At 45.8% G+C, this 21,083-nt stretch carries 17 protein-coding genes and 1 pseudogene; 4 read left to right on the top strand and 14 right to left on the bottom strand.

Features of this window, described 5'->3' with window-relative positions:
• Window positions 1-8 precede the first annotated feature (8 nt).
• Entirely contained in the window at window positions 9-2,642 is a 2,634-nt protein-coding gene (locus tag QT998_RS21750) for an AAA-like domain-containing protein (protein WP_333218148.1), read from the bottom strand.
• A 985-nt stretch (window positions 2,643-3,627) separates the two neighbouring features.
• On the opposite strand from QT998_RS21750, the gene QT998_RS21745 reads away from it, so the two are divergent.
• The 3 genes from QT998_RS21745 (at window position 3,628) to QT998_RS21735 (ending at window position 5,644) form a co-directional block, all read left to right on the top strand.
• A complete protein-coding gene (locus QT998_RS21745; protein ID WP_194012439.1) occupies window positions 3,628-3,837 on the top strand; it encodes a hypothetical protein in 210 nt (69 codons plus the stop codon).
• 280 nt (window positions 3,838-4,117) lie between these two features.
• Complete coding sequence (locus QT998_RS21740) at window positions 4,118-4,693, top strand: hypothetical protein (protein ID WP_194012440.1); 576 nt, start codon at window positions 4,118-4,120, stop codon at window positions 4,691-4,693.
• Between the two features lie 234 nt (window positions 4,694-4,927).
• Window positions 4,928-5,644, top strand: coding sequence for a GUN4 N-terminal ARM-like repeat domain-containing protein (locus QT998_RS21735; RefSeq protein WP_333117776.1), 717 nt, complete (start codon window positions 4,928-4,930; stop codon window positions 5,642-5,644).
• 253 nt (window positions 5,645-5,897) lie between these two features.
• Here the strand turns inward: QT998_RS21735 and QT998_RS21730 are convergent, their stop codons facing one another.
• The 13 genes and pseudogenes from QT998_RS21730 to QT998_RS21670 all read right to left on the bottom strand — a co-directional run.
• The gene (locus QT998_RS21730) at window positions 5,898-6,263 is read right to left on the bottom strand and encodes a DUF1823 family protein (protein ID WP_333117778.1); all 366 of its coding nucleotides are present in this window, start codon (window positions 6,261-6,263) and stop codon (window positions 5,898-5,900) included.
• A 129-nt stretch (window positions 6,264-6,392) separates the two neighbouring features.
• Complete coding sequence (gene gap / locus QT998_RS21725; protein WP_333117781.1) at window positions 6,393-7,424, bottom strand: type I glyceraldehyde-3-phosphate dehydrogenase; 1,032 nt, start codon at window positions 7,422-7,424, stop codon at window positions 6,393-6,395.
• A gap of 344 nt (window positions 7,425-7,768) precedes the next feature.
• Entirely contained in the window at window positions 7,769-8,689 is a 921-nt protein-coding gene (locus QT998_RS21720; RefSeq protein ID WP_333093136.1) for an NAD(+) kinase, read from the bottom strand.
• Between the two features lie 359 nt (window positions 8,690-9,048).
• Window positions 9,049-9,204: a hypothetical protein gene (locus QT998_RS21715; protein ID WP_333093137.1), complete on the bottom strand. Its 156-nt coding sequence runs from the start codon at window positions 9,202-9,204 to the stop codon at window positions 9,049-9,051.
• Window positions 9,194-10,726, bottom strand: coding sequence for a hypothetical protein (locus tag QT998_RS21710; RefSeq protein WP_333117783.1), 1,533 nt, complete (start codon window positions 10,724-10,726; stop codon window positions 9,194-9,196). Before QT998_RS21710 ends, QT998_RS21715 begins: the two co-directional genes overlap by 11 nt.
• Before the next feature lie 41 nt (window positions 10,727-10,767).
• On the bottom strand, window positions 10,768-11,451 hold the full coding sequence (locus QT998_RS21705) for a DUF3226 domain-containing protein (protein WP_333093139.1): 684 nt from the start codon (window positions 11,449-11,451) through the stop codon (window positions 10,768-10,770).
• A complete protein-coding gene (locus QT998_RS21700; protein WP_333117784.1) occupies window positions 11,451-12,560 on the bottom strand; it encodes an AAA family ATPase in 1,110 nt (369 codons plus the stop codon). Before QT998_RS21700 ends, QT998_RS21705 begins: the two co-directional genes overlap by 1 nt.
• 45 nt (window positions 12,561-12,605) lie before the next feature.
• Window positions 12,606-16,640: a cobaltochelatase subunit CobN gene (cobN, locus tag QT998_RS21695; RefSeq protein ID WP_333117785.1), complete on the bottom strand. Its 4,035-nt coding sequence runs from the start codon at window positions 16,638-16,640 to the stop codon at window positions 12,606-12,608.
• Window positions 16,641-16,789: 149 nt separating this feature from the next.
• Complete coding sequence (locus QT998_RS21690; protein ID WP_333117786.1) at window positions 16,790-17,662, bottom strand: EamA family transporter; 873 nt, start codon at window positions 17,660-17,662, stop codon at window positions 16,790-16,792.
• Window positions 17,659-18,396 (bottom strand): ABC transporter ATP-binding protein, encoded by a 738-nt coding sequence (locus QT998_RS21685; protein WP_333117788.1) that lies wholly within the window; start codon window positions 18,394-18,396, stop codon window positions 17,659-17,661. The genes QT998_RS21690 and QT998_RS21685 overlap by 4 nt, the downstream gene beginning before the upstream one ends.
• 302 nt (window positions 18,397-18,698) lie before the next feature.
• Window positions 18,699-19,511 (bottom strand): ABC transporter ATP-binding protein, encoded by an 813-nt coding sequence (locus QT998_RS21680; protein ID WP_333093144.1) that lies wholly within the window; start codon window positions 19,509-19,511, stop codon window positions 18,699-18,701.
• A 150-nt stretch (window positions 19,512-19,661) separates the two neighbouring features.
• The gene (locus QT998_RS21675) at window positions 19,662-19,913 is read right to left on the bottom strand and encodes a DUF4926 domain-containing protein (RefSeq protein WP_333093145.1); all 252 of its coding nucleotides are present in this window, start codon (window positions 19,911-19,913) and stop codon (window positions 19,662-19,664) included.
• A gap of 18 nt (window positions 19,914-19,931) precedes the next feature.
• Window positions 19,932-20,180: pseudogene (locus QT998_RS21670) on the bottom strand (DUF6883 domain-containing protein); the annotation flags it as partial.
• Window positions 20,181-20,429: 249 nt separating this feature from the next.
• Between QT998_RS21670 and QT998_RS21665 the strand changes: the two are divergent.
• Entirely contained in the window at window positions 20,430-21,005 is a 576-nt protein-coding gene (locus QT998_RS21665) for a HEAT repeat domain-containing protein (RefSeq protein WP_333117790.1), read from the top strand.
• Window positions 21,006-21,083: the final 78 nt, after the last annotated feature.

Raw genomic sequence — 21,083 nt, 5'->3', positions numbered from 1 at the left:
GTTATTTTTTAATTCAAAATAAGATGCTTTTTGACCAACGACAAATCCGTCTTGCCAAAATTCACCGCCAAAGCCACATTTAAATTTTCTAATGATTTTATAAACCACATAATTTCATCAGAAGCTTTACCTTCATAGTGATTGAACAAAATAGACAATCGCTTTTCCAACTCAGGCTTAACTTTGCCCGAAAGCAGCAGGATTTTCAGCATTAAAGCAATTGTCCGGCTGGGGCCGAGGTTGTATACCAAGTCGTAAAAAACGTAGTGACTGAGATGTTGGGAATTTTCCACTACTAAAAAATTGAACAATTGGTTGCAAGTCCGAGCTAACAATATATTATTTAATTTCCCCGAATCGCTTTCAGAAAATGTATTTTTGATGTACCTGTACAAGCGGTCATTAAATTGACGACCGCCGTATTCTGGCTCCACTGCCGAGATTAAATATTCATACAAATCAACTTTAAATGAACTGTAAGATGGAGTTTGTCTGGCATCTCTTAAGAAAAACTGAGCCGATTCTTTGTGGGTGCGCTCGCCTGCCACTTTTCCGACAAATTCCCTAACAGCCAAGTGCAGTTCTGAATCATTCAAAAGTGTCGGATTAGGCGCGCGTTCCACAATGCCGATCTCTGTATTTCTCGGCTCAACCAAATAATTCAAATATTGAGATAAATTATTTTCAAATTTTCGCAATCTTTGAATTTCTAGTTTTTTGATTGTTTGCTGGTCTTCCTCAACGCTGTCCTTGCTCAGCAGAGAATGCCCGTACAAATAAGGATACCGATAAATCAATTGACCCAAGGGGTAACGACTATTTTCTTGCTCTGCTTCCGGGTCTTGTTCTACGGCTTTTACTAAACGCTCTAAGGTCTGGAATTCTTGACTTTTAGTAAAGAATTTTATTTGTTCTTGCAAGCGCTTGACTATGTAAAATTCCATCCCGAATCGGGGAGAAGTCTGTTGAAATAAAGCTACTAGGTTGGCGATCGCAAATTTGTTCTGCGAGTGCAATTGCCAGCGGTTGATCGGGATGTAGCAGCAGCGGTGGAGAATATATTTAAAGTTCCGATCCGATCGCTTGACGGAGATTATGTTGTATAGAGTTGCTTCAATGGAGCGATCGGGATAGCCCATACCGTCGATAAATAGCTTGCGGAACCGCTCGATTACCTGCGGGGGGGATTCTGTTTCCACGCAGAAGACGATGTGATCGTACAATCTCTGTTCGTTGCTGCCGGATTGAACAGTATCTGAGGGCGGGGTGAGAATGCTGCTGTCTGCATCGATTTCTGGACTGCGGTCTGCAACTTGTGGGACAATGATGGTCGGTTTTTCCTGAAAAGTTCCCGGATGCAAAAACCAATAGTGTTCTTGGCTTAATTGTTTGTTCGCCGCCCAATCCAAGGCTGACTGCAAACTTTCTCCGGTCAATAAGTGCGAGTCATTTTCGCGATCGGAAGCCAGCCACGCTGCCAGCGCCTCGCGGTAGGGTGCCAGATTTCCTAATTCTTTTTCCACCCAGAATTGATTAAAAACTGACTGATAAATTAGGTTGGCAACTCTTAATTTACCCTGAACTTTAACAACCAGTCCTGACAGTTGCAATTCTATTTGTTCGGCAGAGTAATCTACCGCTAATCCCGGCGCTTCTGCTGGTTTTGTCTGGTCTGGCGATCGCAAAATTTGCTGGTAGCAGGTTAACAGCTTGGTGAGGTCGCAGCGGCTGTGGAAAATGCGTTTGCGAATTGTTGTCAAATGTAGGGGTTCGTCCCATTCTTCCCAATTTTTAATAATTCGATGTTTGAGTATTGTTTTGACTTGCTGGGCTTCGCAATTTCGGCCAATAAAAGACCCGTATTCAAGTACCAAGTTGCAAAGCTTTTGAGTCAAAAACGGTTGACCGCCCGTCCAAACTAATATTTCTTGGAGCACTTTTTGGGGACGAAAAGCTTTGAGTGCCAATCCTTTTGCTAGTGGCAAACTTTCTTCGAGTTGGAATTGACTTAAATTAATCGATCTTCCAATATTAAAAGGGTTGCAGTTTGAATCTCGGATCGATTCTAACGGGGCGGCTGTTCCAAAAACTGCAAAAGTCAGGCGATCGTATTCGGGTTGTTCTGCCCGCTTGGAGTAACAAGCCCGGATCGTGGCAAAAAAATCGTTGGTACTGAAATTTAGGTTTCTAGTGCTGTCAATGTCATCGATGAAAATTACCAGATTTTGCCGAACTGACTTGAGCAAAACTTTTTCGATAAATATCTCTAATCGGTACGCTGGCGACAGCAGTTCGCGATCGTTCCACCACTTGATGGCATCAAACCTGTTGGTGAGGTGCAAACTGCTGGCGATGCGGTGTACGATCGCCCCGTACCACTTTTGGAGGGAGATATCCGGGCTGCTGATGCTTTTCAAGTTGATGGCGGCAAAAACTGTACCTTCTGCTTGCAACTTTTTGGCTGTTTGCACTAGCAGGCTGGATTTGCCCATTTGTGGCGAACTCAACACGTAGCAGAATTGTCCGGCTTTGAGTCCTTCGTAGAGTTCGCTGTCTGCGGATCGCCTGACATAGGTGGGCGCACCGGCAGGCAAATATCCTCCGACTTGATATTGGTAGGTTGAGTTGACCAATGCTGTCATCTGGGAATTCATCAAGATCCTGCGCCCCTATACTGTGCGATCGAAAGGTTACAAATTGCAATAATTATTATTGCCAGCTTACTCTTGTGGAAAATTTTTGTGCCTCTTTCTCTATTGTCTACTAACTAAACTTTCTGCTGCTCAATCTTTACCGTATCTTTGCAACTGTTGACCTCAAATCTGGTTGGGCGGGCGATCGGACTCCGAGATCCGATTATTTACATTGGTTTACATAAACTATAACTATATCTATTTTTTGGGCTCGATCGGATTGAAAACATCAAAACGCCATTAAGTTCATATTTTTTGACAATAATACTTTAAAATTCACCCGATGGTATGATATTGCCAGGGAAATTCATAACTGCAATGCCCTCAACCTTCTGCCTTCTGCTCCGTCTGGCGAATGCAGACAAAAAAATGCTCAGCAATGAGTAGCAATAAAAAACCTCAGCATTTGGCTGAGGACTGCTTGAGTGGGAGATATCGTTAATCTGCGTTTTTTTTGTTGACTTAGATAGCATGGAATTCCATGCTGCTGACACTCCCCCGACTTCGATGAGCGCGGGGATTTTTAAGGAAAAACTTTTTGGAATGAATCCACAAAAAGTTTAATTCTTAAAGGCTTTGTCAGTGCCCGCCAACCACTCGCTCAACTATAAAAGCTAAGTCTGTGGCTAATTGTAGAAGATGCGCCCTGATGAATTAACTACCCGATAGATGAGCACCCTGATGACATAACTCCCTGATGGATCGACGCCCTGATGGCTTTAGCCCCACTACCCAAAAAATTCAGGTTGGTGGATGATCGTGGACATTAGTAACACGTCACTTCTGGCGTTTTCGATCGCAAGCGGGTGTGCCTGTCTGAATTGATTATGGCAGGTAGATTTATCAGAAGACAAGTGGGCTATTGCATCAACCCACTTCTGAAAGATCGGGTTAGCCAAAAAGTGCCAATCTACGGAAATCAGGGTCATCGAACATGAAAAACAGCATCTTAGTATTAGGGGTAATTGCCTCGGCGGGCGTCGGCTTTTTCCAGGCAGGTAGCGCCAGCGCTTCTGCGATCGTCCCACAACCAAAAACAGCCAGCAGTTTGACGGTTTCCGGGAGTCATCCCGACTTCAACTACACTGGAACGAATGAGGATGGGGACCAGGAAGAGGTCAAAACGGGTAAAGGCAGGAAATAATTGGCGATATTGTGTGGTTTGCCCGCAGTGCGGTTGCGATCGTAGTTGTGGTTGTGATGTTTGTTGTCGCAACCGCCTCGGCTTGAGGCGGTCAAAAGTCGATCGCGAATATCAGTCTACCTAATATCGGGGGGTGGAGTCAGCTTCCAAGAACGGTGAATGAGAAAATAAAGAGGTGAGGCGAGTCTGTCGGTGGAGTTTCCCGACCTTGGGACTTCCTTACCTTCTGATGTTCGGGATTCGGATCTGGCACAATCGTATTTCATATCTTAAAAATCCAATGGAAAATATTCTCGAAACTACCCGCAGACAGCGGGTATTGACTAGAACCCAGGAAAGGCGTCAGGCGACACCCAAAGAAAAACAGTTAATTCACCTGCTGGCAAATATGGCTTGCAGTTTAATTAACTATGACTACAAACACTCGAACGGGAAGGGAACTCTCGCGCCTTCGGAACGCAAGCGTTTAGCGGAATGGCACTACCTGCGAGTTCAGCAAATTCGCCGGATCGAACGGTCGTTAGAACCCGTAGCTACCCTCAAGCGCGTGTACTACAAGAGCATTCTCAGTCCGAGGGATCTCAAGTCTTTGAAATTTCTGTGGCTGGATGAGGAGGACAAAAACCGCGTCAAACGGGTAGATCCTGACTTGGACGACATTCTCAGCGAAGCTTTGGATCGGGGAGATACTTTGAAACAGCTATTTCACTCGATCGAATCGAAAGACCGAATCTTTGCGGCAACTCCTAGCCCCGGCGTTGTACCGCTTTGGGTCAAAGAGTGGGAAGATTCCGAATATGACATCAACTATTTTCCCCCTTCTTTCTCTGCATGGGTGTCGATCGTGGACGACTAAGCTGGGTAAGAAACTTTTTTGCACGGGATCGATCGCAAATTTCTGATGGTAAAGGGCGGTTGCGATTGCCGCCACCGACTCTCGACTTGGCCGGGGGCGGAGTTAGGGCGCTAAGGTACGAGCAACCATCGGAGTATAGAGAAGTGAATCGAAGTCAGTACCGTTGTACAATGGAGCAAAACCAGGGCTTCAGCTAATAGCTGATAGCTGATAGCTGATAGCTGATAGTTTCCCATGACTGACTCGATTTCTACTTCTCCTTTAGACTCGGCGGCCGATACAGCCGAACTACGCTCTCAGTTGAGGTCGGGTTCGGAAAAAGCTCAACTGCAACTGCTGCAACAACACATAGCAGATGCCGGTTGGGACGTATTGATGGAATTTTTATTAGAACGCAAGTCGGAGGAACCGACGGCGGTAATGGGTAAGGCTTACCAAATTCTTTACAGTGCTGACTCTCCGAGAGCTACGGAGTTTTTGCAGGCAAATTTTCCGACTGGAGTTGTGCCGCTGCGATCGGACTCTAACATTGATTACACTCCGCTGCAACAATTATTGGCGCTACAGGAATTTCAAGAAGCCGATCGCTTGACATTAGAGAAGCTTTGTGAATTGGCGGGCGAAACAGCTTTGCAAAGAAAGTGGCTGTATTTTACGCAAGTTGAGAGTTTGCCGGTGGCGGATTTGCAAACAATGAATGTGCTGTGGAAAGTTCATTCCGAAGGTAAATTTGGCTTTTCGGTGCAGCGCGAAATTTGGATGAGTTCGGGCAAGAATTGGGATAAATTGTGGCCGCTAATTGGTTGGAAGAAGGGGAATAATTGGACGCGCTACCCGCAGGAGTTTATTTGGGATTTGAGCGCGCCTAGGGGTCATTTGCCGCTGTCAAATCAGTTGCGAGGAGTGCGGCCGTTTGCGGCGTTGATGGGTCATCGGGCTTGGGTGAAGTGAAGGGTTTGGGGCGGGCTGGACGATCGCCGGCCCGCGATAGTTAGCGGGGAGATGGAATTTTTAGATTTAACCGCAGAGGGCGCATAGATCGCAGAGGTAGAGGGGTGAAGAGAATAGGGGCGATCGTGCTAATCGATTTTTCGCTCCAAAGGCATCAAACTCTTGCAGCATCTACATGACAGCCTCAAAATTCAACATTGCAAATTTTACACCTACTGGCTACCGCACTTTTCAACAAAAAATATAGTTCCATCTACACCCCAGCTTCCATAAAACCCATCAACCAATTAGCCATCGTCGCCCTGCGAGTCTGTCTGGGCCCGAATTCCCCAATTTTATAGCCCTTAAACCCCAATTTTTCCTTCAGTAACTGCTTGTTTTCTGGAGGGGTCGATCGCGTCAATTTCACCGTCGCAGGCCTAGAATCGATAAAATCCGGCGGTTCCGGGTAATCTTGGCACCATTCCGGTGCAACATTTTCATTATTCCACACCCCAGTCTCGGCATCGCAGCGGTAGCCCAGATACAGCCAAACTAATCTGTTAACAGCAGCATCGTCCATTTCTTCGTTGAGGATAGCCCAAATAGTTTCGTGATTGAGTGGCGGTAATTCTGACATGATTAAAGTGCGATCGCAAATAACAACAATTTAACCTATAGCGGTCTACCGAAATAGTAGGTTCAGCGCGGGAAAACCTGCATTGATTAGTGCTAGCAGTCGATCGCCCCGCCGAACCACAATACAATACTACTTACTCAAAATACCGTCCTTCTCGGCCATCGACAGCATCAAATCGATCGCGCGCCAAGAATAACCCCACTCGTTGTCATACCAGGAAATGACTTTAAAAAACGTAGAATTCAGTTCAAGTCCCGCACCTGCATCAAAAATGCTCGATCGCGCGTCGCCCCGAAAATCCGTCGAAACCACCGCATCCTCAGTATATCCAAGAATGCCTTTCAGTTCGGCCTCCGAGGCTTTTTTCATAGCCTCGCAAATTTCTTTGTAGCTAGTTTCCTTACTCGTTTTAAAAGTAAGATCGACTACAGAAACGTCAGGAGTTGGGACTCGCAAAGCCATTCCCGTCAATTTTCCCTTCAATTCCGGCAACACCAAAGTAACAGCTTTCGCCGCACCAGTTGAAGATGGAATAATATTTTGAGCCGCGCCTCGTCCTCCCCGCCAATCTTTTTGGCTTGGCCCATCTACAGTAGGCTGAGTAGAAGTCATCGCGTGAACAGTAGTCATTAAACCTTCTTCCAAACCGAAGTTATCGTTAATAACTTTGGCAATTGGTGCTAAACAATTCGTAGTGCAGCTAGCATTAGAAACAACAGTATCTTTTGCCGGATCAAATTTGTGGTGATTGACGCCTACTAGATATGTTGGTACTTTTTCCGGGTCTTTAGTCGGTGCTGAAAGTATTACTCTTTTTGCTCCCGCCGTCAAGTGTTTTGATGCGCCTTCAAAATCTGTAAACAATCCCGTAGATTCTACAACATAATCTGCACCTGTTTTAGCCCAAGGCAATTCGGCTGGATTTCTAATTGACGTACAGGGGATAAATTTTCCGTCAACGATGATACCGTCTGGCTTACCTTCAACTTCGCCGTCATAAATTCCGTGGGTGGAGTCGTATTTGAAAAGATAAGCCAGGTTTTCTGGCGAAACTAAGTCGTTAATGCCGACGAATTCGATGTTGGGGTTTTTGATGCCGGCACGCATGACTAACCGTCCGATGCGACCAAATCCGTTGATGCCGACTTTTAATGCAGCCATTGTTAAACTCCTCTTGAAAATATCGTTAATCGATCGCTTAGTGTGGGTTAGAATTTACCACGCTTGCCTGTTTTGACAACTGATTCTTTTCTATATCTTAAGGATTCTGACTTCGGCCTCCGTTTCGGTGCAATTCATCCTGAAATCACCGCAGGTTAAGGGCTGATTGCTGACGCTCCATATCTATTGTAAATTTTCTATAACGATAGCAGGCGCTGATTTTTTTTTCACAATTGCTTTTTTGCAATCAAAGGAAAGTGATAACCAAATATTTATCTCAAAGCAAAAACCGATTAGAAACGAAAATTTAATAATTCAAACATTTGCTACATTAATAATATCGATTAATTGCGGTGATTGTTGCTGTACTTAATTCTAGCTCCTGCCCATTGCAGTTTTTCCCTTAAAGTGCCGTAATAAGAATAGTTTTCCCGCAAAATGATAAACTTGGCTTCGCACTCTGCCATCCGCACATCTACGCGCTGTCCCGGCCAAATTGCAGTACCCAAAATGCCGTCTGTCCAGAGTTTTGTACTGAGTTCGTAATCTGCTAGGGGCCAAATGCTGACGACTGAACCGGGCGGCAAAACTACAGCCCGACTCGATAAGCTTAAAGGGCAAATTGGAGTAACTGCGATCGCATCCATTCCGGGATGAATAATCGGCCCGTTGGCGGAGGCGGTGTAGCAAGTCGAACCGGTGGGAGTTGCCACAATTAAGCCGTCGCCTTGGTATTGATCGACTACTTCGCCGTCAACTTCCATTTCTAGAATACAGCTAGGCATTCGATCGGCAGAAGCTGGTTTAATGCACATTTCATTGAGTGCCAAAAATCGATCGCTCTGGGGTTCGAGATTGGTTCTGTTTCCCTCAAAAATCGCCGCCTGCAACATCATCCGCTTCTGCACAGCATACCTGTCTTCCGCCAGTCTGTCCCAAATCTCGTCAGTATTCTGGAAATCATCAAAAGACTCAGTTAAAAAACCCAGATGTCCCCCCACATTCACCGCCAAAATCGGGATGCCGTCAGCAGCTAAATTCCGCGCTGCAGCCAGGGCCGTACCGTCGCCCCCCAGAACCACGGCTAAATCTATGCGGCTGTTGCTAGAAGCTAAAAACACCGGATACGGATTATCTTTCGCGCCGCTAGGGCCCATCAAAACTTGACACCCGCGACTTTCTAACTGGCGGGCGCATTGTTCTGCCCACCGCTGGCTCATGATGTCTCGGGCTTTGTGGGCGATAATTACTTGTTTTAGTTGCACAACCTATCTATTTTAGATTTTAGATTTTGGATTTTGGATTTTGAGATTTTAGAGTGAGCTCACAATCTATGGATTTTGGATTTTTGATTGTTAAATTTTAGGCTGATTGAAATATCTTAAAATATTCGATCGCACCAATTGGTTTTGGACATCAGGTTAGATTTTAAACTATTTTTGAGCATTGCGAGGCAGAGCCTGTGGATCGGCGTTACCAGGATCTGCCTGGTAAGGAGAAAGCCGGGAAGAAATATTATTATTATGACCGCATTTCCACATCTTCCCTCTTGCCTCTTCCTGATGACGTTGGACGTTGGACGTTGGACGGAAAGCTAGGAGGCGACAGCACTAATGACTGATGACTAATGACTGATGACTAATGACATCTTCCCTCTTCCCTCTTCGTTCTTCCCTCTTCCTTCTTCCGACGGACTTACATCCGTTACATCCGTTACATCCCGTACATAATCCGTTGCCGAACTTCCTTCTTCCTTCTTCCCTCTTCCTTCACCCATCATTGATTCGGGATTTGGGGCGCGGCCAGATAATGCTGGTATCGGATGCTAGCAGGCGAGAAACGGCGATCGCCCCAAAACGGTTGAGGTGGCTTGGATCGAAAAAAAAGTCGTTGCGGCCAGGCCACCGCTGGGACAAGTCGCGAAAAGCGAAGCCTTTTTGCTGCGAGAGTTGCTGCATTCGCTGCCGGAACTGCTGTTCTGCCTGCAGTCGCGCGGGATCTAAGTAGTCGTCGGAGAGGGGTAAATTGACGAAAATTAGGGGGATTTTGCGCGTTTTGGTAAATGCTACGACTGAGTTAAAGGCTGTTGCTTGTTTTCCGCCGAGGTTGAAGTTTTCGTAGTCGCGATCGTACCTACCTGAAACGTAGGGGCGTTGTTGATAATAGGTGTTGGGATTGTAGCGCGCCGATAGGGGCATGAATCCGTTGGAGTCGATCGAATTTGCAGATGCGCTGACTTGTCTGATTGCTACTGTTGTCGGCTGCGCTGCATCATAGACAACGGGCAAGATTTCCGTTCCACCAGAGAGGAATTTGATTGTGGGGCTCGCCTCTTTCCCGCCTCCTCCCTGAGCTCTGCGGAAAATACCATCGCCGCCACCGCCGCCACCACCACCACAGGGCTGCGGGAATTTGTAACACCGGGGAATCACGTTGGGTTCACCAGACGGGAGTTTGGGACGAATGCCTGTTGCTAAAAGTTGGCTGCCTTGTGAATCGACGATTGAATTAAAAGTGCGATCGTCCCGGCCGCTGTTAAATGCCCGCACGCCGTCGGCCCAGACAATCATTTGAGGCAAATAATCCGGCTTCAACAGCCGCCGCAGTTGAAAGTCAACTACTTGTGCAGTTGCGCCGTTGATTGCAAAATTAAATATTTTTAAGCCCGGACGCCCGGACGCTGCCAAAGCTTGTTTTAACTGTTTGGGATCGACTCCTTGCAAGGCGCGGGAACTGCCGACAATCAAAACATCTGGCGGCCCGACAGTCGCAACGTAGGATAGGTAAAGTTCTAGTTGTTCGTTGAGCAAATCGCTGCTGAAACTAACTGTACTGGCGGCTTGCGATCGGGTTGCGCTCGCTTGCTGTTGCGAATAAACCAGGTTTTTCGTGTACTCGGTGACTTTTTTCTCGGCAAACGCCCGCCGGGGACTGCCGGGGGGAACCGCTTGCATCCAAGCGACGGCTTGCACCCACAGGGCTGCTACCTCGTCCCAGTTTTCTTTTGAATTGGCTGATTGAGCCAAATTAGAAGCTTGGGTGGCAAAGCTAATTGACTCCGCAAATGGGTCGTTTTGGGTGCAGGAAGCAGCGCTGAGGGATTTTTGGTTTTTGTTGGGGTTTTGAGCCAACACAGAGCTTGGCGGCTCCGCTAGGGCTGCGGATTCGATGCCGTTAGATGCCCCTGGGCTTTTGGGCGGGTTAGGCTGCGAACATCCGGCTGTTAGGGCGATCGCGGTTGCGGCGGCGCAGGTAAGTTTTAAGATGTTAGTGGTCAGGGTAGCAATATAGCGGCGAATCATACAGCTTTCACCGTTGGCGAAACATTAGTAGATATTACTAATTATTCGGCGGATGGAGCAATTAGTTCAAACAGATGTTTTAACCATTCAATAAAAATTAAGGCGATCGGGCAATCGCAGTTGAGTACCTGCGCTGTTATTGCTTGTCCCATCGGCATTGCCGGCGTTTTTTGCCATGCCAGCCAAGTGTGGATTAGCACTTTGGGACGATGAATTAAAGTGTAGCGGTTAAGTCCTGCTTGTTCGATGTCTTGTAAAATTGCTTCGGCTTTCGGATGCAGGATGTCACCGGGGGGGATTAGATAGGCGACAAAATCTTCTAACATTCCAGGAAGTTGATTGTCTGGCATCAACCAAACTCCGACGCGAGGCAAGTAGGGATCTGAAGGTGAACAAACCCAGCCTTCGGGAGGGGGAGATTGGGGGATGTCTCGATAGCCGATCGAACTCAGTTTATCTTTAATCGATTGCCACCGCGCACTTAAATTGCGATCGGCATCAACCACAATTCCCAACGTGCGTAAATTCTCTGCTTTCAATCTTTCTGGCAAGCCATTGAGCAGCGCTTCAACTCCTTCTGTACCTTCTTCTTGAGGTACTTCGACGGAAAATGTTTCTGGTAGTTGACATTGCTGGCACAAAGCCCAGATTACGTGTCTGTCGTTCTTACCTTCTACCAATAACTGTTGAGGTTTTGGTTGAGGGGGTTTTCGTGCTTTTGGCATCAGCGCACCTCGATACTTTGGCGCACTGCAACGGACAATTCATCGGGAGTGTATTCAACTGCACGGATATCCTCACCGCGCCGGCTCAAGCGAAATAATTTGCCAACCGAACTATCTTCTGAGTTGTCTAAGGCTTCTTGAAATGCCGCTATGCAATCCCAACTGTGGGTAGTTGCAAACACTTGAACGTTCAGTCGCTTTGCGGTTTCAAATATCAATCGCCACATATCAGTTTGGGTTTGATAGTAAAGACCAGTATCGATTTCATCAACTAGCAAAAAACCATTTTCTGATGATACGGCTGCCATTGCTATATTAATAATTCGTCGCATACCATCTCCCATACTGCCTAGAGGAACTGGGTGAGGCTGGCCCCGAAGTTTAAGCAAAATACCACTATTATAAGTCTGGCGACTCGTGAAACTAATCCGTTCCACATCAGGCTCCAGAATTTGCAATGCTTCTACTACACTTTGTTCTTTCGGTGTGAGTGTTATTCTATCCCACAGTACAGACAGTCGCGCAAAGCTGATATTAGTGGTTGTCAGAAAATAATTTTGATTGCTGCTCCCTCTAGGAAAAACTAACTTAGATGTGTTGCCCAACCGCAAGTAACGCGAATCGCCTATAGTTCCATCAGTACGGATAGGAATTCTTATTTTGCTATACTGTCCGTATGAAACAACTAGCTCACCGAATAAATCTCCACCTAAAACTAAATCCTCTAATCCAGGAAGTGTAAGTTGCTGGTCAATAGGATTAGGCTGAATTTTTAATGAGAGCGGCTCCTCTTTTGTAGAGCGGATATGAATAGCCCCACCGAAGTTATTAAGTTGATGACCGTAAAAAAGATGTAAAGTCTGATAATGACGCTGAGAAACGACTTCGCCATTTCTTTGTCTAGAAGGCTCGACTGTTAGTTCACCTCGGCTATTTAGCACCTCAAGTAAAAACTGAATGTTTCCTTCATTAACTAATAAATAAATGGCTTCCAAAAAAGTAGTTTTACCGCTATTGTTCTGACCGACTATCAGATTAACCCTAGCTAGGTCGTTGATATGAAAATCTTTAAAACAGCGATAATTTTGGATGGTGAGATCGCGCAACATGGATTCCTCGCATATTAACTATATTCTATCATTTCTCGGTTCAGACTAGAAACCAGTATGGGATTCGATAACTGCTTCGGCTTGAAGGGCGATCGATCGCAATTTATCAAGAGTATCCTGATTAGCACTCTGCCACAATCCCCGCTGGCGAGCTTCTAGCAATCTCTCCGCCATATCTCGCAGCGCCCAAGGATTGTTTTCTTGGATAAATCCCTGCACTTTTTCATCAAAAATGTAAGCCTCTGCAATTCCTTCATACATAAAATCTTCTACACAATTTGCCGTCGCATCGTAAGCAAACAAAAAATCCACCGTTGCAGCAATTTCAAAAGCACCTTTATAACCGTGGCGCATCGCCCCTTCAATCCATTTCGGATTTACCGCCCTGCTGCGATAAACCCGCGCAATTTCTTCTTTTAGTTTTCGCACTTTCGGATTTTCTGGAATCGAATTATCGCCGAAATAAGTTTCAGGATTTTTGCCTTGCAAATTGCGAATTGCCGCCGTCATTCCGCCTTGGAATTGATAATAATCGTCGGAGTCGAGGATGTCGTGTTCGCGGTTGTCTTGGTTTTGCAGAACTATTTGCATTTCGCCGAGGCGTTTTTCAAATGCTTCGGGTGCACAACATCCCCATTCACGCCCGGTAAATTCACCCCCCCTAGCCCCCCCTTGGTAAGGGGGGGGACAAGAGTTGGATTTAGCCCCCCCTTGATAAGGGGGGGTTGGGGGGGTATGGGAATTAGCCCCCCCTTGTAGGGGCGGTGAATGGTGCGTGCCCGCCCCGGCTGGGGTACTTGTATAGGCGTAACTACTCCAATTAATGTAAGCTTTTGCTAAATCGCCGTCGCCTGTCCAGTTTTGAGCTTCAATTATGCCTTGAAGTCCCGCGCCGTAAGCCCCCGGTTTTGAACCAAAGACTCGAAATTGCGATCGCACTTCTGCATCTTCTCGACTCAAACCCGCCGCTTCCCAATCCAAAATCTCTTGTTTAACTTGCGCTGCTAAAGGATTATCTTCTGCAGGTTCTTCTAAATTGGCCACAGCTTTTACCGCACTGTCAAACAAATCAATTAAATTAAAAAAAGCATCCCTAAAAAATCCAGAAATTCGCAAAGTAACATCAACCCGCGGCCGTCCCAAAACTGAAATAGGCAATATTTCAAAATCTACAACCCGGCGCGAAGGCCCATCCCAAACTGGTTGAACTCCGATTAGTGCTAAGGCTTCGGCGATGTCATCTCCCCCTGTCCGCATTGTCGATGTTCCCCACACTGACAAACCCAAAGTTTTGGGATATTCGCCATTTTCTTGAGTGTATCTTTCGATTAAAGTTTCCGCAGCAACTCGACCAACTCTCCAGGCGGTTTCTGTGGGTATGGCGCGGATATCTACTGAGTAAAAATTGCGACCGGTGGGCAATACATCGGGTCTGCCGCGAGTGGGTGCGCCGGATGCGCCGCTGGGGATGTGTCGCCCATCTAGTCCGCGCAACAGGTTAGTAATTTCTTGGTTTGTTTGGAGGAGTGAAGGCAAAAGATAGTTTTCTATCCAGTCTAATTCTAGTTGGGTTGCTTCTCCAATTTCTGGATTTGCAACGGCAGATAAGCACGGAGAAACGCGGATATTTTCGATTAAATTGTCTACTAATTCAGCGGCTTTTTCTTCTAATTCGGCTGTTAAGTCGCCGGCGGTGGTTAAGGGATCGAAATCGTAATTTAAGTCTTTGGCGAGGGAGCGGGTTAAGCCGGAACGATTTGTGCTAGGATGGCGGGCGATCGCAATAATTAAATCTCTCAACTGTCGCCCTTGGGGACATTGACCAAAAATGTGCAATCCGTCGCGAATTTGCGATTCTTTGAGCTCGCAAAGATAGCCGTCGGTACGGGTAATAAATTCGGTAAATTCGGATTTATTTAGCTGGATTCCTAAGTCTTTATCTAAGTTTTCCTGGTTGGTGAGGGCTACAATGCGATCGCGAATCATCGGTAATCGAGACGGATCTAAGCTTTGGGCTTCGCAATATTCGTCGATTAAGGCTTCTAATTGCTGCAAGGGCCCGTAAAGTTCGGCGCGAGTCATCGGCGGGGTCAGGTGGTCGATGATCACGGCTTGCGATCGTCTTTTTGCCTGGGAACCTTCCCCCGGATCGTTGACAATGAAGGGATAAAAATTCGGCATCGCGCCTAATGCTACTTCGGGATAACATTTGTTAGACAAGGCAATACTTTTACCGGGAAGCCATTCTAAATTGCCGTGTTTTCCCGCATGAATTATCGCATCAATTCCTAATTTTTCTCGCAACCAGTAATAGTAAGCTAGATAATTGTGAGTTGGTTCTAAATCCGGTGCGTGATAGTTCAAACTCGGGTCAATTTCATATCCGCGCGATGGTTGAATTCCCACAAACACATTGCCAAAATGAATCCCCGGAATCGGAAAGTAGGGACACGGCAATGCCGTGTCCCTACCTTGTGTATGACCTTCTGCCAACCCCCATCTATTGCAAATTCCATCCTGTACTTCCTGCGGCAAACTAGCAAAATATTCTTGATATTCTGCCAAATCTAATGATTGATGAACTGGCCGCAATTCGCGTCCTTCCGGGTCATTTGTCACGCCAGAAGTCAGGAGTTCAATTAACTCGTTACCGCTAGCGGGGATGTTTTCAACTAGATAACCGGCTTGCTGCATCGCTTTGAGGATTTCGACACAGCTAGCGGGCGTATCTAAGCCGACGCCGTTGGCCAAGCGGGCGTTGCGGGTGGGATAATTGGCGAGAATAATGGCGATGCGTCTGTTGGCGGCTGGGGTTTGTTTCATTTTCACCCAATTCGCGGTTAAATCTGCTACAAATGAAATGCGATCGTCCGCTGCGACATAGCCTACCACATCTGTTTCTAATTCATCGTTCCAAGTCTGTACAGCTTTAAAAGAAACAGCCCTAGTAATGATTTTTCCGTCTACTTCGGGCAATGCTACATTCATCGCCACATCGCGGGGCGAAAGTCCTTGTAATTGTGTTTCCCACTGTTCCAAACCGCCACCGCTGAAGATTGCTTGCAATACAGGAATGTCTAAGGATTTTAAACTGTTTTGTTCCGGTTCATGGCTGCTGAAACCGGAGACTGCAAAACTTGTGGTGTTTAGCAATAATTGAATTTTTTCTGAGTCTTTTGGCTGGAAATATTGCAGCAATTCTCTTTGCAAATCTGGCTCCCGCAGCGAAGATACAAACACGGGAACTGGCACTAAGTTTCGCTCTTTCAAAGCTTGACAAAGTGCATCAATAGGTGCGAGATTTCCTGATAAGTAATGAGCCCGATAAAATAAAATTCCGACTTTAGTTTGTGATGGTAAATCTGGAGATCCCCCCCAGCCCCCCTTAATAAGGGGGGAGCAAGAATTTGTCAAAGTCCCCCTTAATAAGGGGGGTTCTGCATCTGGTGTCAAAGTCTCCCTTAATAAGGGGGATTTAGGGGGTTCTGCATCTGGTTGTAAAATCTCTAAACAGGCTTCACCACCTCCCCGCCAATCGTAAATTCCGACGCGGGAAACTGTTTGAGGAAGAGGCGGATTGTAAGCAGTTTTCAGACAAGTATCAGCAGTAAATTTGAGGGCGTTAACAAAATTTTGGACTCCGCCTTCGGTGAAGTAGCGCCACAGTCTATCGACTGCTGACAGCGATACATTGGAATGGCTGATTAAATCGGGATCTGGACTGTTTTCACCGGGCATCACAATCAATGCTGCATTAGTTTTCTGCGCCGTTTCCCGCAGAATTTCTAATCCGTAAGACCAATAGGAACGCCCGCCTAATAGCCTTAAAATTATCACCTCCGCCTGTTCTAAAATTTCCTCTGCATAGGTATCTATGGTTAATTGTTGCTGTAACTGAAGCAAGTTTACGGCGCGCACTTTGGGGAATTCTGGCGGCATTTTGGAGGAGGCGGCCGCGAGTGTTTGAATGTCGGTGTCAGCAGCACTAATAAATACGATTGGTGCTGGAGTTTGTTGAATAAAAATTACTCCTTCTGCTTGAGGGTTCCAACCTCCGGGTGTGGCTGCTATTTTGTGCATTATTTTTTACTCTATAATAAGTTAAATTTTTACAATTTTTAGAGACAAAAGCTCTTACTTAAGTATTACACTAAAAAAGATGTTTGTAGTGAGGACTTTAGTTATCGTATTTGGAGCGGACTGAAGTCCGCACTACGAACATATAAAAGTCATAATGTGATAAAGAAAACTCCTACAATCATGATAGCAGCTCCTAACAATCTTTGCTGGATATCTTTTTCTTTGAAAATAAAATGACCGAACAGTACACCCATTAATACGCTGGTACGTTTAACTGCTATTACTTGCACGACTAAAGTCATTGTTAAAGCTTGCATCTGAAAAATGACTCCTAAAGCATTGACAAAACCCATTGTTGCTAGCATTGGTAATTGCTGCATGATTTTGCGGCTGGGGTTAGGGGTTTTGTTGAGTAAAACTGGTAGCAATAAAAGACTCATAGTCGTAAATAAAGAGAACAACCAAAAAATTGGGGAGGAGTTCTGCACGCCTATTTTATCAAAGTTTGAGGTGATACTCCAGAGGAATGCTACGATTAACATTAATTTTGGTCCTGGCTGGTGCAGCAATGCTTTGAAGGGGGCTAGGTATCCTTGAGATTTTTCTTTAATGTTTAATAGATAGGAGCCTGTGACTATGAGAAAAATTCCGATATAATCAAAAAAATTGGGATATTCGCCGACAATTAACGGTGAGGTTAGCAGCATGAATAAGGGTGTCAAAGCTACTAACGGGACGGTGAGGGATAAGTCCGAGAGTTTGATGGCTTTTATGTAGAGGATAGCTGTGATTGCGTTGATGCTTCCTCCGATTGACAAAGCTATCCAAAATTGCGGGTTTAGTTGCGGATTTAATTGGGGTATTTCTATGAAAAATAGCAAGGGAGTTAAAAAGACGGCTGAAAAAGATGCTAGCGACCAAGCTACTACATATTCATCGTTTTTTTTCAGGTTTTGCTTGCTGAAAACGTCTTTTATTGCTTCAAAAAAAGCGGTAAGAATTCCAAAGATTAACCAAGTCAACCTAAATATGCGCTCCTGATTCGCTCGTCGTTTAGCAAGTCCAATCCTATACCTGTGAGGGTAATTTTACCAGCTTCTAGTACGTAAGCCCGATCGGCAATTTGCAGTGCTAAATTCGCGTTTTGTTCTACCAAGAGAATTGTAACGCCCGTGGAGCGCAGGTTTTGAATAATTGTGAAAATTTCTTTGACGATCGCCGGTGCTAAGCCTAAACTGGGTTCGTCTAATAATAGCAGTTTGGGGCGCGACATCAGAGCGCGGGCGATCGCCAGCATTTGCTGTTCCCCACCGCTAAGGGTTCCAGCTAGTTGAGTGCGCCTTTCTGCTAGGCGCGGAAATATCTCGAATTGGCGGGCTAAATCGGCTTTGACGGCCGCAAAGTCCGATCGCACGTAAGCCCCCAATTCCAAGTTAGCTAACACTGTTTGCTGCGTCAAAACCCTGCGCCCTTCGGGACTGTGGGCGATGCCTAATTTTACCACTTCGTGAGCTTGACGGCGAGTAATATCGCGCCCGCTGTAGATTATTTGTCCTTCACGCAAATTAACTATTTTAGAAATTGATCTCAGGGCGGTGCTTTTCCCCGCACCGTTAGCACCGATGAGGCTGACAACTTCGCCTGCATTTACGGTTAAATCAATATTTTTTAGGGCTTGAATTCCTCCGTAATTTACACAGAGATTTTTGACTTCTAAGAGGATGTTATCTTTTGTTTCAGTTGGGCGATCGTGCATTGTTCTTTTGCTTGATATTTTGTATTATAAGCGATCGGTTTTCTCTTTTTTCCCGCAGTCTGCCAGGAGTTTTAAACCTCTGTCTCATAATAAAAGTCATCTTTAAAGGACTGGGAGATACATTAGACATCTCCCAAAAAGATAGTTTTGAACAGGCAAGATACCTGTTCAAAAAAATTATGCGAGAGGTCTATTTAATAGTAATGATTACTCTTAGTCCGCGCAGGCGGACATTGTTTATATAGACGCGATTTCCAATCGCTGGGTTATTTTGCAACCTTCCAATCGCCGGGTTGTCTGAGTTATTTTTCATCTCCTAAATAAGCTTCAATCACAGCAGGATTATTCCTGACGACAGCAGGCTCGCCCAAAGCAATAAGCTGACCGAAATGCAGCACCGCAATTCGATCGCACAATCCCATCACCAGCGGTACGTGATGCTCGATCAATATTACAGTTAAATTGAATTGTTCCCGCACTTCCCGGATAAATTCACTTAACTTGTGCTTTTCGCTGGGATTCATCCCCGCCGCTGGTTCATCTAACAGCAATATTGTCGGTTCTAGGGCTAAGGCGCGGGCAATTTCTAAGCGCCTCTGGTCGCCGTAGGGCAGGTTTTTGGCTGGTTCGGCCGCGCGATCGCCCAATCCGACCAAATCCAACAATTCCCGCGCTTTCCGCTGGGTTTGGCGCTCCATTGCGTTAGACTCTGGTAAGGCTAAAATCCCCGATAGTAGAGATAATACCGGATTTTGCGATCGGCTGTGGATGTGTCGGGCGATCGCCACATTATCCAACACCGAAAGTTCCCCAAACAACCGAATATTTTGAAATGTTCTGGCAATACCTTTATTCGCAATTTGATAAGGCCGCAATTTAGAAATATTTTCGTCTTGATAAATCAGATTGCCACTAGAGGCAGGTATCAGTCCAGTCATTACATTAAACAGAGTAGTCTTGCCAGCGCCGTTAGGGCCGATCAATCCAAAAATCTCGTGTTTTTGAACTGTGAAAGATACGTCATTTACAGCCACTAAACCGCCAAAGCGGCGAGTTAATCCTTGGGCTTCTAAGACGGGATTAGTTTGTGATAAGGTAAGTGGTTCGCCAATCATCAAATATGATAGAATAGTGATTATCTAATTAGGCCTTAGACTTCGGCAAACATAAATAAATGCCATCATGTCATTGCGAGGAACCAAGCAATTCGCTTGCGCTTTGGTATTGCTTCGTTCCTTCCGCTGCAAAACGGTTGCCCGGCCGCATTACACTGTCACCATTTTATACTGGATATCGGGGGCTGCTGGATCAAAACGCAGTACCATGATTTGTTCTGGACGTAACCCGACAGATTCGTAAGTTCGTCCATTGCGATCGTTGAATTCAACTTCAAATGCAGCACCATCTGCTAGCATCTCAACTATCGTCCCAACCTCCTGCCCGCGCCACAAATTGTACTGGGGAAGGTCAACGGTCAGGGCTACAACATCTAGCAACTTGCTTGTACTGTTTATCATGTTTATTACCTCCACTAATTATAAAGGATAACAGGTCGTTAATTTGGGGATTTCCGACCCGCGCTCAACGATCCAGCCACTCCGAAGAGTTGCATTTGTATTTTGCCATTCAATTCTAAAGTCTAGAGTGTAGCGTTGCCCAAATTCATCTTGCCTCCCTAACTGAGCTTCGTGAGTCTTAACGACTTCAAGCAAGATTTGGCGCAATTCCTCAGCATCATCAGCCGTCATCCCCATAATTGACGAAAAAAGCCTTGCTTTGTGCTTGCCATCGTCGTGTTATAAATTGAGGCAGTAATCACGAAGTTTACGAATATTAACAACTGCATTCTTTGCATTTGGAATGAGCATAGGAAAGCTGATACAGATAAGTAACTTTCAGTTTATCTCAAAATCTGCTTCACCACTGACAAGCACAAATTTAGATCGCCCGGACTCTGGAAACCAATTGGATGAGAATGTAGATACAATAATTCAAATGACTGAAACGGCCCATCAAATATAAGGATTCTGGCCATGACGAAGCACTACCGACAAAGATTAGTTGCCGTAATTGCCCTTTCGTTTCTATCTTTCACATCACCGTTGCTGTTGACTCGCTATGTTGCGGCCCAAAACCTCAGCGCATCCAAGACTAATCCCAAAGAGATTGATTCCTTAATTCAGGAGTTAAAGAGTAACAATCAAAGGGAACTTGATGCAGCTATTCAGAAGTTAGGAAAAATAGGTGAACCAGCTATTCCCGATTTGATGGAAGCTTTGCAGGATAAGAACTTGCTAGTCAGGCGGAGTGCTGCCCAAGTTCTGAAACAAATTGGTGTTCCTGCTATTCCTGCCCTTGCTAAAGCCTTGAAAGACTCAGATGCAAATGTGCGTAGCACTGCTGCTTCTGCTTTGGGGAGTATCGGCACAGAAGCTAAAACTGCACTCCCACAGCTAGTTCCCCTGCTCAAAGACTCCGATGCAGGTGTGCGCGTCAATGCTGCCTCTGCCTTGGGGAGTATCGGCACAGAAGCTAAAACTGCACTCCCACAGCTAGTTCCCCTGCTCAAAGACTCCGATGTAGAATTTCGGGTAGTGCTAAATATGTAAGGATAGAGGAGTAGAATGTAGTGCTGATGCTTTCCTATCATGCCAGCCAGCCCCATTTGTGCGTCTTCTCAAAAAGTC

This window comes from Microcoleus sp. S1D4 (genome assembly GCF_036700765.1).
Classification (GTDB): domain Bacteria; phylum Cyanobacteriota; class Cyanobacteriia; order Cyanobacteriales; family Microcoleaceae; genus Microcoleus.
Note: the sequence above shows the minus strand (reverse complement) of the source record. Positions and strands in the feature narration are given on the sequence as shown.

Coding starts and splice junctions, on each gene's coding strand:
- QT998_RS21705 (WP_333093139.1), bottom strand. CDS start 11,451: ATGCCAAAAGCACGAAAACCCCCTCAACCAAAACCTCAACAGTTATTG.
- QT998_RS21730 (WP_333117778.1), bottom strand. CDS start 6,263: ATGTCAGAATTACCGCCACTCAATCACGAAACTATTTGGGCTATCCTC.
- QT998_RS21750 (WP_333218148.1), bottom strand. CDS start 2,642: ATGACAGCATTGGTCAACTCAACCTACCAATATCAAGTCGGAGGATAT.
- QT998_RS21745 (WP_194012439.1), top strand. CDS start 3,628: ATGAAAAACAGCATCTTAGTATTAGGGGTAATTGCCTCGGCGGGCGTC.
- gap (WP_333117781.1), bottom strand. CDS start 7,424: ATGGCTGCATTAAAAGTCGGCATCAACGGATTTGGTCGCATCGGACGG.
- QT998_RS21740 (WP_194012440.1), top strand. CDS start 4,118: ATGGAAAATATTCTCGAAACTACCCGCAGACAGCGGGTATTGACTAGA.
- QT998_RS21710 (WP_333117783.1), bottom strand. CDS start 10,726: ATGATTCGCCGCTATATTGCTACCCTGACCACTAACATCTTAAAACTT.
- QT998_RS21715 (WP_333093137.1), bottom strand. CDS start 9,204: ATGATGGGTGAAGGAAGAGGGAAGAAGGAAGAAGGAAGTTCGGCAACG.
- QT998_RS21665 (WP_333117790.1), top strand. CDS start 20,430: ATGACGAAGCACTACCGACAAAGATTAGTTGCCGTAATTGCCCTTTCG.
- QT998_RS21680 (WP_333093144.1), bottom strand. CDS start 19,511: ATGATTGGCGAACCACTTACCTTATCACAAACTAATCCCGTCTTAGAA.
- QT998_RS21675 (WP_333093145.1), bottom strand. CDS start 19,913: ATGATAAACAGTACAAGCAAGTTGCTAGATGTTGTAGCCCTGACCGTT.
- QT998_RS21735 (WP_333117776.1), top strand. CDS start 4,928: ATGACTGACTCGATTTCTACTTCTCCTTTAGACTCGGCGGCCGATACA.
- cobN (WP_333117785.1), bottom strand. CDS start 16,640: ATGCACAAAATAGCAGCCACACCCGGAGGTTGGAACCCTCAAGCAGAA.
- QT998_RS21685 (WP_333117788.1), bottom strand. CDS start 18,396: ATGCACGATCGCCCAACTGAAACAAAAGATAACATCCTCTTAGAAGTC.
- QT998_RS21700 (WP_333117784.1), bottom strand. CDS start 12,560: ATGTTGCGCGATCTCACCATCCAAAATTATCGCTGTTTTAAAGATTTT.